Here is a 14449-nt window from a genome sequence, read left to right as displayed (position 1 = left end):
CCTAAGGGATGTCCCGTAAGTCGTTGAGCAGCAACAGGTATCATCTCCACAGTGGTGATCTCGGCAGCTGACCCGGTGATGGTGGAGTTGTTCTCCGGGCTGCGGCCAGCCACGTTCGCTCGCCTGATCACACAGTTGCGGCGCGAGGGCGCCGACCGACCGTTGCGCGGCCGACCGTGGGGCTTGTGCTTCGAAGACCGGGTGCTGCTGGTGGCGACCTACTGGCGAACCAACCTCACCATGCGGCAACTCGCGGCCGTGTTCGGCGTCTCGAAATCGGCCGCGGCCCGGGTAACCGAGGACCTCGGACCAGCGTTGGCGCTACGGCCCCGCACCCGGTTCCCGCGTGGTGCCGTGCTGATCGTCGACGGGACCCTGGTCCCGACCAGAGATCACAAGGTCGCTGCCCAGAGCAAGAACTACCGGTACTCGACCAACCACCAAGTCGTCATCGACGCCGACACCGAACTGGTCGTCGCGCTGGGAAAACCATTACCGGGTAACCGCAACGACTGCCGAGCGTGGACTGAGTCCGGGGCCGCCCACGCATGCCGCAACGCGGTGGTGATCGCTGACGGCGGCTACCAGGGCACCGGTCTGGTCATCCCGCATCGCCGCTCACCGGGTGTCGAGCTGCCGGAATGGAAACAGGCCCACAACAAGTCCCACCGCAAGGTCCGTGCCCGTGTCGAGCACGCTTTCGCTCGGATGAAGACATGGAAGATACTGCGGGACTGCCGTTTACGTGGTGACGGGGTAGGTGTCGCGATGGCTGGGGTAGCGACTCTGGCCAACCTCGCCCACGCTTACTGATTCCTGGCGGGCGGATCGTTCGCCGTCGCTAATTCAGACTTACGGGACATCCCTTAGGTGTTGTGGGTCATGACGTTGTTGACGCCAGCGCAGGGCGTGATAAGACAGTTGACTTCCAGCGTCGGTTCCAGCTGAATTCGGGCGCCGCCAGGGCGCGCTGGACAGCGATTGATGCAGACCAAGAACGGTCGGCGCTCTTGCCGGTTGTCGACGCGGTCAGCAAGCGCCGCGGCCGAGACGGGCCATATCGCCGTTTACGAGCGGACGATGTCCTACCTGGCCACCGGTAAGGCCCGGTTAGATGCCGTTGTCACTATGACCCGAGAGGTGGTCGATGTCGTTCTTCACGGCTGCGAATTGCCGGTTCCGGTGCGATCGGCGAGCAGTTGCAGTACTCGAAGGAAGGTGCGGCGATCGGCGGCGGGAACCTCGGCCAGTAGCCGCTGCTCCTGCTCCTGGATGTCGCGTTGGGTGTGGTCGCGCAGGCTCGCGCCGTCGGGGGTGAGCCTGATCAGGTTGACGCGCCGATCGGCCGGATCGGGCTCGCGCAGGATCAGGCCGCGCTGCTGGAGGTCATCGAGGACGGGAATGATCCGGGTCTTGTCCGCCCGGATCGCCTTGGCGAGCGCGGCCTGGGTGTGGACGGGGCGTTCGTCGAGGCCGAGGAGCACCACGTAGGCCCACATCGTGAGCCCGTGCCGGTCGAGGATGGGCCGCTCCGCTTCGGTCAACGCACGGCCGAGTGGTACGAGCATGGCCGCGAGATCCGGGCGGGTCGCTTTCGGCATGGTCGAAATCTACCGCCGGGGCGGATCGATCGATAACCCTTGGCAGATCATAAGCAGGAGCGTACGGTCAGCACATGCGTACTATTTCGGACGAAGATCGGCTGCTGCTCGCCCGGCACGAGCGTGCCGTGCGACTGAGTATCGACGCGGTGGAGGCAGCGTCCGGCGCGTCCTTGTCGATCGAAACACCCTGTGCCGGATGGGATCTGCGCGCGCTGCTGGAACATATGGGCACCCAGAATCGCGGTTTCGCCGCAGCCGCTCGCGGTGGGAACGATCCGGCGGTCTGGGTGGTGCACCACGCCGTCGATCCGATCGGTGACTATGTCCGGTCAGCTCACGACGTCGTCGCAGCCTTCGCCACATGCGAGGCCCGTACCGTGTTTCTCCCCGAGATTCCACCGGGTCACTTCCCCACCGCGACCGCGCTCGGCTTCCATCTCATCGACAGCGTCGTCCACGCCTGGGATGTCGCCCGATCGGTCGGCCACGACATCGATCTGGACTCCGACCTGGCTCCGACGGCCCTGCGGATCGCCGAAGCGGTCCCCACCGGCACGGCTCGCCTTCACCCCCGCGCCGCTTTCGGCCCCGCACTCGCGGTGGCGGACACGACGGTAACCCTGGCCCACATCGTAGGAATTCTCGGCCGCTCACCCGAGTGGCAGCCGGGCCGCGCGTAAACAGCGCCAGCGGTGCCGCGGGTCGGAACGAATTGCCTGAATCGACAGTGCGTCAGGAGTTCGGCTGGGTCGGTGACTTACTTACACGTGCGTTCTCCAGGTACTGCATCACCCAGCCTGCGCTGGCGCCGTGAACGACCACGGACAACACGATGGTGAACGCTGCGATCGCCCATAGCGCACCAGCTTCCGAGCGAAGGTCCGCCTGGGTCAGGCCGTACGCGAGGTAGTAGATCGAACCGATTCCGCGGACGCCGAACAAGGCCGTGATGACGCGCTCCTTGGGCCTCATCCCGGCACATCGCTGCAGTGCAAGCCACCCTGCGACAGGCCGAACGACGAAGACCAGGAGCATGCCGACCGCGACTCCCTGCCAAGAAAGAGCGGCAAGCAGGCCCGTGGTGAGTGCCGCTCCGAGCAGCAGTAATACGACCAGGGTGAGAACGTGTTCCAACTGTTCGACCAGACTGTGCATCTGTTCGTGGTATTCGCTGCCACGCTCGATACGTCGAATAGCGATCGCGCACGCGAACACCGCGAGAAATCCGTAGCCGCCGACGAGTTCGGTGAGCCCGTAGACGGCGAACACCGCGGCCAAGGCGACGATCGGTTCCCCGCGGTCGGCGAGGCGTGCGTCCTTGATGGGGAATCGGAACAAACCACGACCGAGCAAACTTCCGACGATCCCGCCGACGAGGGCACCGACCGCGATCTTGCCGATGAGTTCCCAGGTGAACCAGCCGACGAACCAGGTCTGGACCGAGCCTTTGGTCGCGAGAAATATCGCCAGATAAACGAACGGGAAGGCCAGAGCGTCATTGAGGCCCGCTTCCGAAGTGAGCGCGAAACGGACTTCGTCGTCCTCCTCGGCTGAGCCGGCGCCGCCGGGCGTCGGGCCCTCGACCTGCACATCCGAGGCAAGCACCGGGTCTGTGGGTGCCAGCGCAGCTGCCAGCAGAGCTGCCGCGGCGGGGGTCAGCGCTGCCGCCCACCATCCGAACATCGCTACCGCTGCGATGCACAGCGGCATGGTGATCAGCAGCAGGCGCCAGGTCGAGCCCCAGGTGCGCCACTGTAAGGGCCGGTCGATCGCGAGCCCGACACCCATCAGGGCCACGATCACACACAGCTCTGCGAGATGCTCGATCACGGTGGGATGAGACAGGGGTGATACCGCTTGCAGGCCGCTGGGTCCGATCACGAGTCCACCGATGGCTCCGACTCCCAACATGAGCATCGGCGCGGTGATCGCCCGATCTTTGAAGAGGCGAGGGAGCGTCGCGGCCAATAGCAATGCGATTCCGGCTGCAAGGTATAGGCGTTCGATATTGAAAGTGGTCATCGTTGTTGCTGCATCATCGCGCAAGTCACCTATCATTCGGAACAACCCGGATACCGACTGGCTCGTCCCGGCCCAGGCTACGAACGACTCGACAAATTGTTGAGCCCACTCGATGCCCAATGTCCTTCGCTTATTTCCACGCGGACTTCCCCTCTCCGGCAACATGAAACAGCCCGCCGACGATCGACGGCCGGAAACTTTGGGCCATCTATAGTGCGATTCGGCCCTGTTGCGGTGTTCGCGCGGCCGGTCGTAGGCGATCAGCTGGCGGGAACGAGAGCGCCGATGCTACGTAGTCGAACTTCGCGGTACTGGCTCAAGGCCAGGCGGACCGCTGGACCGGCCGTCGGCGCCACGGCTGTGGGCGGCACCGACGGGGTAGCTGTCAGGGGACTTCTCAGTTCAGCCCACTCACTTCTCGGGCGATCGTCGAGACACGGGTCTGCGCAGCCGAAACAACACCCTGCCGCGCCTTGTGCGCCTCCTCGTAGGCGAGGATCGTCCGGACTGCGGCGGGATCGGTGAGTTCCTTGATCGCTGCCACCGCCTGGGTGACATTCAAGTCGTCGTAGCCACTGATGGGCAGCTCGCTGGGATCGAGAAGGCCGGTGGTGGTGCGCAGTGAATGCGTTGCCTCGGCGGTGGAGTCCGCGCCTTCACGCCGCGAGACCTGCTCGGTGGTTTCGAGAACAGCATCGCGCGAGGCCGCGAGGGTTTTCACGGCGACATCGCCCGCGTGCGCACCCCTGGCGAGCAACTCGCCCAGTGCCGGCGGGGCAGCACGGAATGTGTCCAACGCGCGGTCGATGCTGCGAGTAGACCACGTAACAGGGATATTGATCAGCTTCACCGCAGTCCCCGTAACCGCCTGAATCGGTGTTCGACGCAAAGCCGCGGGCCCGCCGAGCGCGTCCTCGGCGAGTACGGTCGTCAACCATTCGACGGTGGCCGTATGGGCAGTGATCAACCGCTGCGCCACTGCGACTACATCGGCGTTCTGAACGGTGGTCGCGAGTGCTTTGACGTAGCGGGCACGGTCGAGCAGTTGATGTTCGAGGACGAGGTCTGCGAGCAGGGCTTCGTCGAAGGGTTGGGCTTGTTCGCCGATCGCCTTGACCGCTGCGGCAGCCCGTCCGATGAACGGGCCGATCCGCTCCGGCGCGCCACCCAGTTCACGGATCGCGGCCTCGATGGCTTCTGCGCGGGCGCGGGCGTTGTCGGCGTTATCAGCCAGTTCGCGGCGTACTGCCTCAGTGCGAGCCTGTGCGATTCGAGTCCCGGCGATTCGGATTTCGGTATATGTCAGATCGCGGATAACGCGCAGTTGCGCGAGCAAGGTCGTAGCGGTGTTGCGTGTGCTCATGAAGTCTTTCCTTCGATGTCGACGTCAGGGAGGCGCAACGCTGCACCACTATGTCGACTACCCCGCACTTATGATTCAAACATTGCGCCGCAACAGTTGTCGATCGTGTCCCGGGTGAGATATTGCAGAATTCGGCGTGAGCCCGGTGGGTAGCGCGGCACCCAGATCAGTGGTTGTTCAGCTGAACGCTGATCAGCAGCAGGCGCTGTCTGCCGTGTGTTCCAGTGACGCGGTCGGGGCCGCGATTCCCGCTTCCAGCGCATCGTGAACACCGAGTGCGCCCGCGACGACAAATTCACCGCGCAGCACCCCGACGACCGAGGCACTGCGGCTCACGTAGTGCATGGAACTCCCCGAGGACCGTCTGCTCATCACCGTCTGCACCGGCGGCCTTCGCTCCGAGGGAGCGGCTCACCCGTGAGAAGGGCACCCCGACCAGGCCGAAGCCGGAGCTCGGGCGTTCAGAAGCGTCGGTTCAGGGCCATGGCTCGGTTTCCGTAGCGCTCAAACCCTGCGACGGCCCTTCAAGGGAAGGTGACGCTCGGTCGCTGGTCGGATCCGGTCAGTGACCGAACGTGCCCTCAGTCCCCTGCAGGACAACCCATGCAATTCGCTCTGGCACAACGGATCTGGAGACTCAGCGTCGGTCGGCACGGAAACATCCGACTCGGTCAGCAGCGTGTCGACCGGAAGCACTATCGCGCACCGTGATCGACTGCGGCACAGCCGATCTGGACCACTCAGAGGAGTGGTACCGCCACTGGCGTCGAGGGTTTGGCCGGTAATCGACCGGGCGTCGTCGCTGACGAGGTAGGAGACGATGTCGACAATATCGGCGGGGTGGCCGACGCGCCTGAGTGCGCTCAGCACTCGCTGTCGAGGGTCAGCACGACCAGCGGCACGGGCCGGTCGATCTTGGCCTGGAAGTCAGCCCTCAGTGGGTTGTTGGCCAGCACCCAGGCTGCGAACTCGTTGTAATCCGCGCCTTCGAGCACCCTTCCGGTCGCCTGGTAAGTCTTGTCCCGGAGTTCGATGGTGACCTGCGGATTCGCCTTGATGTTGTGCCACCAAGCCGGGTATTTGTCCTCGATGAACGAGCTCACGTACATGGTGTCATCCCGATATAGCGGACCCAGCGGAGTCGTGTGGCGCTTGCCGCTCTTGGCTCCGGTGGTGGTGAGCAGGACGAGATCCCCGCCCGCGTAAGCGCCGCCCACTTTGCCCGAGTTCGCCCGGAACTCGGTGATCACATCGGCGTTCCAGTCGGCGATGCTGCCCTCTCCGTCCCACGCCTGGTTCCACGGCGCGTCCGGATCGTCGTAGGCGGTAATGTCGGGCTTATTCAGCTGTCCCGCAGTCGATTCGGTGTCGTTCATGATTCGAGTATGCCGCTGATATAGGACAGTTGGCGTCCTAGTTCGATGAGGGCGCGCCATGATTTTGCCGCACCCGGCATCGCGAACTCGAGGCGCAATCGCCGACTGCCCGAACATACCGCTGAGCTGGTCTCGATCCGGCGAGCCGGCAGACATACTCAAACCTCAGGGTGCCCTCGTTGATCACCCTGAGGGTCTTGATCCGCGTACCTCTAGTACCAATGCTTCCGGCCGCCGACCGCGCGCCCAGTTGTACCGAGCAGGAAGAGGATCGCTCCGATGACGATAAGGACGATTCCGATCGTCCAGAGGATCGAGATCCCGGTCAGGAAGCCGATTAACAACAATATCAACCCGAGCACGATCATGGTCGTACCTCATTTCACAGAACCTGAGCGAGAACGCTGTCAGGTAACTCCATTAAACACGCATACTCCGACATTCGGAAGACGACGCCCTGTGAACGAGAACTGTTCAGCACCCGGCTCGCGCGCCGAACACGCCTGCGTGGTCTTGGTGCAGCTTTCATTTGCGCCGGCGAGCGACAATACGGGTATGCCAGCTCATGAACTGAGTGTCGAAGCTGCATGGTTGACCCAGCCCCAACCGTTCAGCGCGTCGAGCGGCTACCCGAATGGCGGCGACGCGCTGTTCCGCGAGATCGGCACGTACCTCGCCCCGGACGACGCCCCGCCGGTCAAGCAGGATGTTCCGCCGCAGGGCGGGTCGTAGATGGCCGACTGGGACGGCGCGGGCTACGCCCACATCAGTGGACTCCAGCGTGCGATGGCGACGGACGCTGTGGAGTCCGTCTCGCTCGCGGGTGCCGAGCACGTCCTCGACGTGGGTTGTGGCGACGGCTATGTGACTCGCCTGATCGCGGCGCGGGTGCCCGCTGGTTCTGTGCTCGGTATCGACCCGTCGCCGCGGATGATCGAGGCCGCCCGCACCGCCGACGACCAGCTCACGAACATCGCCTTCGAAGTCGGCGATGTCACGACCATGACTTTCCCTCGCGACTTCGACCTCGTTGTCTCGTTCAACGCACTGCACTGGGTGCTCGACCAGGAGACTGCCTACCGGCACATCGCCGCGGCACTCGAACCCAGCGGACGGGTGCTCGTGCAGTATGTCTGCGGCGGGTCTCGCCCGAGCATCGAGAACGTCGCGATGGCGGTCACCGGCGATGTGCGCTGGTCGACAGCGTTCGCCGGATTCGCGCGCCCCTTCGTGCATATCGACGCCGGCACGCTGCCCTCGATCGCGGCGAGTGCCGACCTCGAGGTCACCGCGCACACCGTAGTCGACCGGGAATGGGACTTCGGCACACGCGAGGCCTTCGCCCGGTGGTGCACGGTCGGGTTCGCGGACTGGACGGCCCGCATTCCCGCCGCTGACGTCCCCGCCTTCATCGACGAGGTCGTCGACCGCTACGAAGCCGTCGTCGGCCGGCCAGGACTATTCCGATTCCTGCAGTTACGGGCCGAACTGTCGCGGCGGACCGCCTCCCTGGAAAACAGGTAGAGGACTACTCGATCCCAGCGCCCGCTCAGCGCGAGATGATCTTTCTACGAGGCAAAAGCGAGAGCTGGGTCAGTAGTAAAAGCGCCACTTGAATGGCCTGCCCGTTACCGACGGTGGCGAATGCCTAGAAATCCAGATGTATGCCGCTCAGCGGCGTCTGGCTCGGTGCCCTTCGTCGGCACGACCCGCGTGACGAGTTCTGCGCCGGAGGTTCACCGATTCCGAGGTTGATCGAAGGAGCAGAAGTGATGTCGATAGTCAGTTTTCCGGTCGAAAGCGGCGGCGAGGTGCTGGTGCATGTCGACTCCCTACCCCGGTACGGCGACGTGGTGACCCGCGGTGGGCGGGACCAGATGGCAGAGGCCGTGGAGAAGGCCGAGCGTTCGCTCGGTTCCGCGCTCTCGGTGATCAGGGTCATGGCAGAGGGAATTCTGGGTCAACTCGGTGAGCTGGCCGCGCCGCCAGCCGAGGTACGGGTCCAGTTCGGTCTGGAATTCAATGCTAAAGCGGGTGCCATCGTGGCCGAGACGGGCGCGGCCGCCCAGCTCAGCGTGGACCTCACATGGCATCCGATTGCCCGACGTACGAACAACGTTGTCGGCGTTCGGCCGGCGAGCGAAGACCTGCCTGTCGAACGACGTGAGCCGCAGCTTGATGCGAGGGTGTGATCAGCGAAATGGCATGCACGATTCAAATCAAGATCGAAGCGAACTCCGGCGGCGATCAGTACACGACGCGCGTGTTGCACTCACCTGTCGGGGCCGAACCCTCTGCGACCATGCAGCTGGATGCCCACCAGCTACTCGAGAAGCAACCCTATTTGGAGGCGGTGGTACTGGCGTCATCGGTAACCGGACGTCGGGTCGCTGACCCGGGCGAGCAGGCCCTACAGGACGTCGGCGGACACTTGTTCCGGGCACTGTTCACCGGCGCTGTCCTCGAGACGTATCGGGCAAGCGTCGCCGCCGCCCAGGATCACAACGAGCAACTGCGGGTGGAACTGCGCCTCGGCGCTCCCGAGCTGGCTGCCTTGCCGTGGGAAGCGTTATGGGACCAGGACACCAAGAACTACGTCTGCCTGACCGCGCCCCTGGTTCGTCATGTACCGGCGCCCTACACCTGCGAACCACTCAAAGTGACACCGCCACTGCGAATCTTGGGGCTGGTGGCCACCCCACGGGGAATGTCGTCGCTAGCCGTTTCCACTGAACAACAACGGCTGGAGAAGGCACTGGAACCGTTGACCACCCGCGGCCTGCTGCACTTCGAGTGGCTACAGCAAGCAGGTTGGGCGGGCGTACAGGAAAAACTGTTGTCCGATGAATGGCACGTCCTGCACTTCATCGGCCACGGCCATTACGACGTCACCAACGATGAAGGGTCTATCGCCTGGGTCGATGCCGATGGCGGCGCAGTTCCGATCCCCGCCACTCGCTTGGCCTGTCTGCTCAGCGAAGCAAGACCGACACCCCGACTGGTTGTCCTCAATTCCTGCTCATCCGGTGCGGAGAGCACCAGGGATCTGTTCTCCGGCACCGCAGCAGTGCTGGCGCGAAGCGGAGTCAGCGCTGTCGCTGCCATGCAGTTCAGAATCAGCGACACGGCCGCGACCTCCTTTGCTGCCGGGTTCTATACGGCGATCGCGCGAAACCGCACCGTCGAGAACGCTGTTCGCAGCGGCCGAATCTCGATCATGGGCGCACAGGGGACCCTCGAATGGGTCACCCCCGTCCTCTACCTGCGAGGAGGAAACAGCCGACCGTTCATCCTGGAACCACAGCCGGAGAAGCCGGTCAATGAGCAGCTCTACGCTGCGGCCCGCACCGCACTGGATGACCACGACTACGACACCGTCATAGGTAAACTCGACCAATTGCTGGTGTCGGACCCCCACTACCGCGATGCCGCCGCACTGCGCCGCGCCGCCGCCGAAGAACAAGATCTCGCACACAAATATCAGCAAGCCATCGGCGCACAAGAAGGCCGCGCCTGGAGCGCCGCCGCCGATCTCTACGGTGAGATCCTCGCGACGACACCGGATTATCGTGATGCCGCCGCCCGTCGCCGCGAATGTCTCGAACACAAGTCACCGTCGACCAACATCCGCTGGAAACGGGTCTTGATGATCGGAACTGGCGCGGCCGTCGCCGCTCTCGCAATAGCCGCCGCGATCTCTTTCTCGACGCGGCCCCCTCCCATCCACTGGAGCGACGGGGAATGCGCGCGACTGTCCCGATTCACCGACAAGATAGAAAAGCTCCCCTGCGACAGTACCGAGGCGGACGCGAAGATCAACGCAATCGTCAGCGGACCGGAGAAATGCAACCCGGACGATGGAACTTCGTCAGTGACCGGCTGGGTCCTGTGCTGGGACGTCAATTGGAGACTCAACACCTGCTGGGATAGGACCGAAACTCCTGTCAAGCAGATACCGTGCACCACCAAACCCGACGATTTCCTTTTCAAGGTCGTCTCGATCAACCCAGACACCGTAGACGGAACCAAATGCGGGCCCCGCGAAGAACCCTCCATCAATGAAATCGAGAAGTTCGTGGTCTGCCTCGAACCGCTCCAAGCACTGAATCGCTGAGATTCTCGCGCGGCCTGGCAGACGGTCACACTCATTGGGGTAGGCCATGGCCAGCGCTATCTAGGAACTGGCCGACCGAGGCTCATCGGCGTGCAATCCGGGGCAACCACCGTTGTCTGGATCCGGCCGTACCGTGTTCGGCCGGATCCCACCCATTGCGGCGCTAGGCCGCGTGGGTGAGTCGCGCGGCCGCCGCGCCGACGGTCGGTCCGGCGCTGACCAGCGTCGACATGAACCGATCCTGTTCTCGCGCACCACGAATCGCCGCACGGTCGAGCCCGCCGGGCAACAGCCGGGTGACCGAGCGCGCGACATTGACGGGGATGCGGATCGCCGGGTACCACGGAACGATCGCCGTCGGCAGGCCGAGCGCACGCATCGTGTGGCGGCCGAGGAAGGTCCCTGTCACCGACAGATGCTGGGCATAGGCGAGACGGCGCCGGATCGTGGGCAGCCGGTCATAGTTCCACGACAACGGGTCTCGTGACATCGGTACCGCAAGTTGACGGGTCGACTCGTCGGGGTCGGCCAAGGCGGACAGCGTGTGCACCAGGACGCGCACACCGTCGCGGAAGGAGTGCGGCAGCCACTGTTCCTCGACGCCGAGCAGCCAGCCGACGTAGCGGACCAGGTGCGCGACAGCGTCGGTTTCGGCGGGGGTGAGCAACAGACCCAGGCCCATCCCACCGATCGCCGGTGCGATGAAGGCGCCGACGAGCGTGGCCGCCATATCCGTCTGGTTGATGGGCAGGCCCCAGTCCTCGGTCCGCCAATCCGGCATCGCAGCCACGTGCCTGCGGACGAAGGCGTGGATGAGTCGCACCCGGATCGTGGACTGGTATCCCAGACCCAGCGGGGACAATCCGTCCTCGGACAGGACGTCCATCGCCCACTGCATCGTCTCGGCCCACCGCTGATTGGAGCCCTTTTCCAGTGCTCCTGTGCGCAACAAGGTCTTGTTGAAGCCGGAGAACTGGTAGCCGCCGAGCATGGCGACGTCGCGTGCGATGTACATGCCGTCGGACCCGCCGGTGCGCAGGACCTTGGCCCCGTGCACGAGTTTGTCGTGATCGACCCACGCCGGAACAGTCTCGACCGCGGCGAAGAATTCGCGCAGCGCATCCGGCGCATCCGGCACCGCGGCGATGCCCTCTGCGAGCGCTCGATCGAACAGCGGACGCATCTGCTTCGAGCCTGTGGCGACCATCCAGTCCACCAGCCGATCCATCGCGTCGTCACCGACGAGCAGGCCCTCGCCGAGACGCTGCCATTGCTTCGAGTCGGGGCTGTGCACCCCCAGCATCGCCGCGAAGCCGCCGACGACGGCGGGGACGTGGTGGGGGCGATCGGGGTGACGGGTGGGAACGGTGGTCATCGACACTCCTCGTTGAGCGACAATACTTTGGATAACGACTGATATCCAAAGTATGTCGGCTGCTAAAGTCCTGTCAATGGCGCGTGCAGAGGTGGTCCGGTCCTACCGGGGAATCAGCGCGGCGAATCGACGAGACGAACGCCGCGACAAACTCCTCGCCGCGGGTCGCCAGATCTGGGGCGAGGCAGGCCCGAGCGAAGTCACCGTGCGCCGCGTGTGTGCCGCGTCGGGGTTGACGCCGCGCTATTTCTACGAAGATTTCGCCACCCGGGACGCACTGGTCCTCGCCGTCGCCGAGCAGGTGCACGAGGAGCTGTTCACCACTCTCGTCGAGGCGAGCCAGGCCGAGCCGGGCACCCTCGAACGCAAACTCCGGCGGGCACTGACGACCTACCTCGATACGATCGCCGACGACCCCAGCATCCACCGCATCCTCACCAGCGATACCCACAGCGTCGCCGGGCTCGAAGAGTTGCGCTCCCGTGCCGTCGGCATCGTGACCGACCTCGTGATGCAGTACAGCGCGGAGTTCCTCGATACCCCCGCGAATCCGGAGATCCGGCGCCAGGAAGCACTTTTCGTCGTCGGCGGGATCAACCAGCTCGTGGCGACCTGGCTGGGCGACCCCGGTCGGCCGACCACCGAAGTCGCTGCCCTGTGCACCGAACTCGCACTCGCCGTGGTGAACCGAGCGCCCTGACAGTCGGTGCGGTCGAACAGCCCGTTCACCATGACGGCCGAGTCGGGACCGAGCGGCCGAATCAGTAGACAGCAGACCAGTATTCGTTCACGGTCCATGTCACCGCACGGAATTCGGGGCGTTTCGGGGCGTCGGTGACGGTGACGGTGATCGTCGCGCGTGCCAGGTCGATCTTCATGCCATCGGCCACGAACTGCTGACTATTGGCGGTGAAAGTGAAGAAGGCTCCTTCGAAGGGGTCCGGCCGCAGCGTCGGCGCTGCCGCCCGCATGATCCGGATGCCGGTCTAGCCTTCGCACACGACGAATCGCTGGTCGCCGCCTACTCGGCTGCTCTGACGGGCTGGTGCGCGACACCGACGGGCTCGGCGAGGTCGCGGCGGCGTTCTCGCCGGCGCACGCAACCATCGAACAGATCAACGCGACCCCCGCCAGCACCGGAAAGCCGTTCCGTGCTGAAATCATCTACGGAGACTAACAATTCAGACAGAACTCCATTCCCGCCGCGCTGCCCGCAAGGTAGCGAACACGTGGATTTCCAGATCGACGCCCGGCCCGAGTAACCGGGGTTACCGTGGAGTGAGCGTCTAGGAGAGGACCGTCGCCATGTACCCGCCCGGCCCCCGGCTACCCGCGATCGCGCAGACGATCCGGTATGTGCAAGCGCGGGAGCGGTTCTTGACCGCCACCGCTCGCCGTTACGGCGACACCTTCACACTGCGCATGGTGCCGCCGTACGCCCGGCATATGGTCGTGTTCACCCGCCCCGAACACGTCCGCGAGATCTTCGCCGCCTCCCCCACCGACCTGCACGCCGGCGAGAGCAACGGCATTCTGCGTCCGCTGCTCGGCGATCATTCGGTGCTCATCACCGACGAAGCCGAGCACGCTCGCGCCCGCCGACTGCTGATGCCCGCCTTCACCGGGCCCGCCCTGACCGGTTATCGCAAGATGATCGAGCAGATCGCCGCCACCCACGTGGAGACCTGGCAGGCCGGGTCGACCGTCCGCAGCTTGGACGCGATGACCGGGATCACCCTCGATGTCATCGGCGAGGTGGTGCTCGGTGTCGCCGATCCGCGCCGTCGCGACCTCCTCGGTCCTCCCATGCGCCGCATCACCGACATCGCCCCGCTCACCCTGCTCGGCTCCCGATACCCAGCCTTACAAAACCGTGGACCCTGGAGACGGTTTCACCACGACCGAGCCAGTCTGGACGCCCATCTCTACGCCGAGATCGAGCAGCGACGCACGTGCAGCGACGCCCCGGGCGCTGATGTGCTGTCGCGCCTGATGTCAGCTGGCAGCGGCAACGACACCCCGCTCACCTCAGACGAACTCCGCGATCAGTTGGTCACCCTGCTCGCTGCCGGGCACGAGACGACCTCGGCCGCACTGTCCTGGGCGCTACGCGAACTGGCCGCCAACCCCGCCCAGCAGGACCTCGCCCGTCGAGCCGCGCTCGACGGCGACACCGTTTACCTCGAAGCGGTGATGAAGGAAGCACTGCGCTACCACTGGGTCATCGGAGGTGTCGTGCGAAAGCTCACCCGCGACATAATGATCGGCGGCCACGACCTGCCCGCTGAAACCGTCGTCGCGACCTCGATCCTGCTCGCACACAAGCGGCCCGAAGCCTTCCCTGACGCGGTGTTCCGGCCTGACCGCTTCCTCGACGGCAGCGTGGCACCGAATACCTGGCTGCCCTTCGGCGGTGGGGTGCGCCGGTGCATCGGAGCGGGTTTCGCGCTGATGGAGGGTGCGGCGGTGCTCCAAGAGATCCTGCGCCGCCACGTCTTGTCCCTGCCCGCGTCCACGACGACGCGGGGCCGGGTCCGCAACATCACGCATGTACCCTCCGACGGGGCACCGATTCTGGTCAACTGAACAGCGCCC

At 64.7% G+C, this 14449-nt stretch carries 18 protein-coding genes; 9 read left to right on the top strand and 9 right to left on the bottom strand.

Annotation, left to right across the window (positions count from 1 at the left end; genetic code table 11):
• The first annotated feature begins 78 nt into the window (after positions 1–78).
• Positions 79–813 carry a transposase gene (locus NS1_RS37730; RefSeq protein WP_157125619.1) on the top strand — a complete coding sequence of 245 codons (735 nt, stop codon included), beginning with the start codon at positions 79–81 and terminating at the stop codon, positions 811–813.
• A 344-nt stretch (positions 814–1157) separates the two neighbouring features.
• Here NS1_RS37730 and NS1_RS37725 read toward each other — a convergent pair whose 3' ends face one another.
• Complete coding sequence (locus NS1_RS37725; protein ID WP_062992433.1) at positions 1158–1601, bottom strand: MarR family winged helix-turn-helix transcriptional regulator; 444 nt, start codon at positions 1599–1601, stop codon at positions 1158–1160.
• 74 nt (positions 1602–1675) lie between these two features.
• Between NS1_RS37725 and NS1_RS37720 the strand changes: the two genes are divergently transcribed.
• Complete coding sequence (locus NS1_RS37720; protein ID WP_062992431.1) at positions 1676–2284, top strand: TIGR03086 family metal-binding protein; 609 nt, start codon at positions 1676–1678, stop codon at positions 2282–2284.
• 52 nt (positions 2285–2336) lie between these two features.
• On the opposite strand, the gene NS1_RS37715 is transcribed toward NS1_RS37720, so the two are convergent.
• The 6 genes from NS1_RS37715 to NS1_RS41105 form a co-directional block, all read right to left on the bottom strand.
• Complete coding sequence (locus NS1_RS37715) at positions 2337–3626, bottom strand: cation:proton antiporter (RefSeq protein WP_062992429.1); 1290 nt, start codon at positions 3624–3626, stop codon at positions 2337–2339.
• Between the two features lie 397 nt (positions 3627–4023).
• The gene (locus NS1_RS37710) at positions 4024–4989 is read right to left on the bottom strand and encodes a hypothetical protein (protein ID WP_062992427.1); all 966 of its coding nucleotides are present in this window, start codon (positions 4987–4989) and stop codon (positions 4024–4026) included.
• Positions 4990–5181: 192 nt separating this feature from the next.
• Positions 5182–5334: a hypothetical protein gene (locus NS1_RS40655; protein ID WP_157125618.1), complete on the bottom strand. Its 153-nt coding sequence runs from the start codon at positions 5332–5334 to the stop codon at positions 5182–5184.
• 159 nt (positions 5335–5493) lie between these two features.
• Entirely contained in the window at positions 5494–5859 is a 366-nt protein-coding gene (locus NS1_RS42220; RefSeq protein ID WP_157125617.1) for an SDR family oxidoreductase, read from the bottom strand.
• Complete coding sequence (locus NS1_RS37705) at positions 5853–6365, bottom strand: nitroreductase/quinone reductase family protein (RefSeq protein WP_062992426.1); 513 nt, start codon at positions 6363–6365, stop codon at positions 5853–5855. Before NS1_RS37705 ends, NS1_RS42220 begins: the two co-directional genes overlap by 7 nt.
• Positions 6366–6577: 212 nt before the next feature.
• A complete protein-coding gene (locus NS1_RS41105) occupies positions 6578–6733 on the bottom strand; it encodes a DUF6131 family protein (RefSeq protein ID WP_165610166.1) in 156 nt (51 codons plus the stop codon).
• Between the two features lie 187 nt (positions 6734–6920).
• Here NS1_RS41105 and NS1_RS40645 point away from each other — a divergent pair, with 187 nt between their 5' ends.
• From NS1_RS40645 to NS1_RS37690, 4 genes are all read left to right on the top strand, one after another.
• Entirely contained in the window at positions 6921–7097 is a 177-nt protein-coding gene (locus tag NS1_RS40645) for a hypothetical protein (RefSeq protein WP_157125616.1), read from the top strand.
• Positions 7098–7889, top strand: a complete 792-nt coding sequence (locus NS1_RS37700; protein ID WP_062992424.1) for a class I SAM-dependent methyltransferase — start codon at positions 7098–7100, stop codon at positions 7887–7889.
• Between the two features lie 248 nt (positions 7890–8137).
• The gene (locus tag NS1_RS37695; RefSeq protein WP_255284836.1) at positions 8138–8557 is read left to right on the top strand and encodes a CU044_2847 family protein; all 420 of its coding nucleotides are present in this window, start codon (positions 8138–8140) and stop codon (positions 8555–8557) included.
• On the top strand, positions 8554–10479 hold the full coding sequence (locus tag NS1_RS37690) for a CHAT domain-containing protein (protein ID WP_062992420.1): 1926 nt from the start codon (positions 8554–8556) through the stop codon (positions 10477–10479). Before NS1_RS37695 ends, NS1_RS37690 begins: the two co-directional genes overlap by 4 nt.
• Positions 10480–10642: 163 nt before the next feature.
• Here NS1_RS37690 and NS1_RS37685 read toward each other — a convergent pair whose 3' ends face one another.
• Positions 10643–11854: an oxygenase MpaB family protein gene (locus tag NS1_RS37685; RefSeq protein ID WP_062992440.1), complete on the bottom strand. Its 1212-nt coding sequence runs from the start codon at positions 11852–11854 to the stop codon at positions 10643–10645.
• A 76-nt stretch (positions 11855–11930) separates the two neighbouring features.
• Between NS1_RS37685 and NS1_RS37680 the strand changes: the two genes are divergently transcribed.
• Positions 11931–12554: a TetR/AcrR family transcriptional regulator gene (locus tag NS1_RS37680; RefSeq protein ID WP_056819458.1), complete on the top strand. Its 624-nt coding sequence runs from the start codon at positions 11931–11933 to the stop codon at positions 12552–12554.
• A gap of 61 nt (positions 12555–12615) precedes the next feature.
• Here NS1_RS37680 and NS1_RS37675 read toward each other — a convergent pair whose 3' ends face one another.
• Positions 12616–12825: a hypothetical protein gene (locus NS1_RS37675; protein WP_062992418.1), complete on the bottom strand. Its 210-nt coding sequence runs from the start codon at positions 12823–12825 to the stop codon at positions 12616–12618.
• A gap of 74 nt (positions 12826–12899) precedes the next feature.
• Here NS1_RS37675 and NS1_RS42105 point away from each other — a divergent pair, with 74 nt between their 5' ends.
• Both NS1_RS42105 and NS1_RS37670 read left to right on the top strand, forming a co-directional pair.
• Positions 12900–13031, top strand: a complete 132-nt coding sequence (locus NS1_RS42105) for a hypothetical protein (protein ID WP_255284835.1) — start codon at positions 12900–12902, stop codon at positions 13029–13031.
• Positions 13032–13159: 128 nt separating this feature from the next.
• Positions 13160–14440: a cytochrome P450 gene (locus tag NS1_RS37670; protein WP_062992416.1), complete on the top strand. Its 1281-nt coding sequence runs from the start codon at positions 13160–13162 to the stop codon at positions 14438–14440.
• Positions 14441–14449 lie beyond the last annotated feature (9 nt).

Source organism: Nocardia salmonicida NBRC 13393 (assembly GCF_001613085.1).
Taxonomy (GTDB): domain Bacteria; phylum Actinomycetota; class Actinomycetes; order Mycobacteriales; family Mycobacteriaceae; genus Nocardia; species Nocardia salmonicida.
This window is presented reverse-complemented; position numbering and strand designations above follow the sequence as displayed.

Coding starts and splice junctions, on each gene's coding strand:
- NS1_RS37670 (WP_062992416.1), top strand. CDS start 13,160: ATGTACCCGCCCGGCCCCCGGCTACCCGCGATCGCGCAGACGATCCGG.
- NS1_RS40655 (WP_157125618.1), bottom strand. CDS start 5,334: ATGCACTACGTGAGCCGCAGTGCCTCGGTCGTCGGGGTGCTGCGCGGT.
- NS1_RS37695 (WP_255284836.1), top strand. CDS start 8,138: ATGTCGATAGTCAGTTTTCCGGTCGAAAGCGGCGGCGAGGTGCTGGTG.
- NS1_RS37720 (WP_062992431.1), top strand. CDS start 1,676: ATGCGTACTATTTCGGACGAAGATCGGCTGCTGCTCGCCCGGCACGAG.
- NS1_RS37715 (WP_062992429.1), bottom strand. CDS start 3,626: ATGACCACTTTCAATATCGAACGCCTATACCTTGCAGCCGGAATCGCA.
- NS1_RS37680 (WP_056819458.1), top strand. CDS start 11,931: ATGGCGCGTGCAGAGGTGGTCCGGTCCTACCGGGGAATCAGCGCGGCG.
- NS1_RS37710 (WP_062992427.1), bottom strand. CDS start 4,989: ATGAGCACACGCAACACCGCTACGACCTTGCTCGCGCAACTGCGCGTT.
- NS1_RS37705 (WP_062992426.1), bottom strand. CDS start 6,365: ATGAACGACACCGAATCGACTGCGGGACAGCTGAATAAGCCCGACATT.
- NS1_RS37725 (WP_062992433.1), bottom strand. CDS start 1,601: ATGCCGAAAGCGACCCGCCCGGATCTCGCGGCCATGCTCGTACCACTC.
- NS1_RS37730 (WP_157125619.1), top strand. CDS start 79: ATGGTGGAGTTGTTCTCCGGGCTGCGGCCAGCCACGTTCGCTCGCCTG.
- NS1_RS41105 (WP_165610166.1), bottom strand. CDS start 6,733: ATGATCGTGCTCGGGTTGATATTGTTGTTAATCGGCTTCCTGACCGGG.
- NS1_RS37685 (WP_062992440.1), bottom strand. CDS start 11,854: ATGACCACCGTTCCCACCCGTCACCCCGATCGCCCCCACCACGTCCCC.
- NS1_RS37700 (WP_062992424.1), top strand. CDS start 7,098: ATGGCCGACTGGGACGGCGCGGGCTACGCCCACATCAGTGGACTCCAG.
- NS1_RS40645 (WP_157125616.1), top strand. CDS start 6,921: ATGCCAGCTCATGAACTGAGTGTCGAAGCTGCATGGTTGACCCAGCCC.
- NS1_RS37675 (WP_062992418.1), bottom strand. CDS start 12,825: ATGCGGGCGGCAGCGCCGACGCTGCGGCCGGACCCCTTCGAAGGAGCC.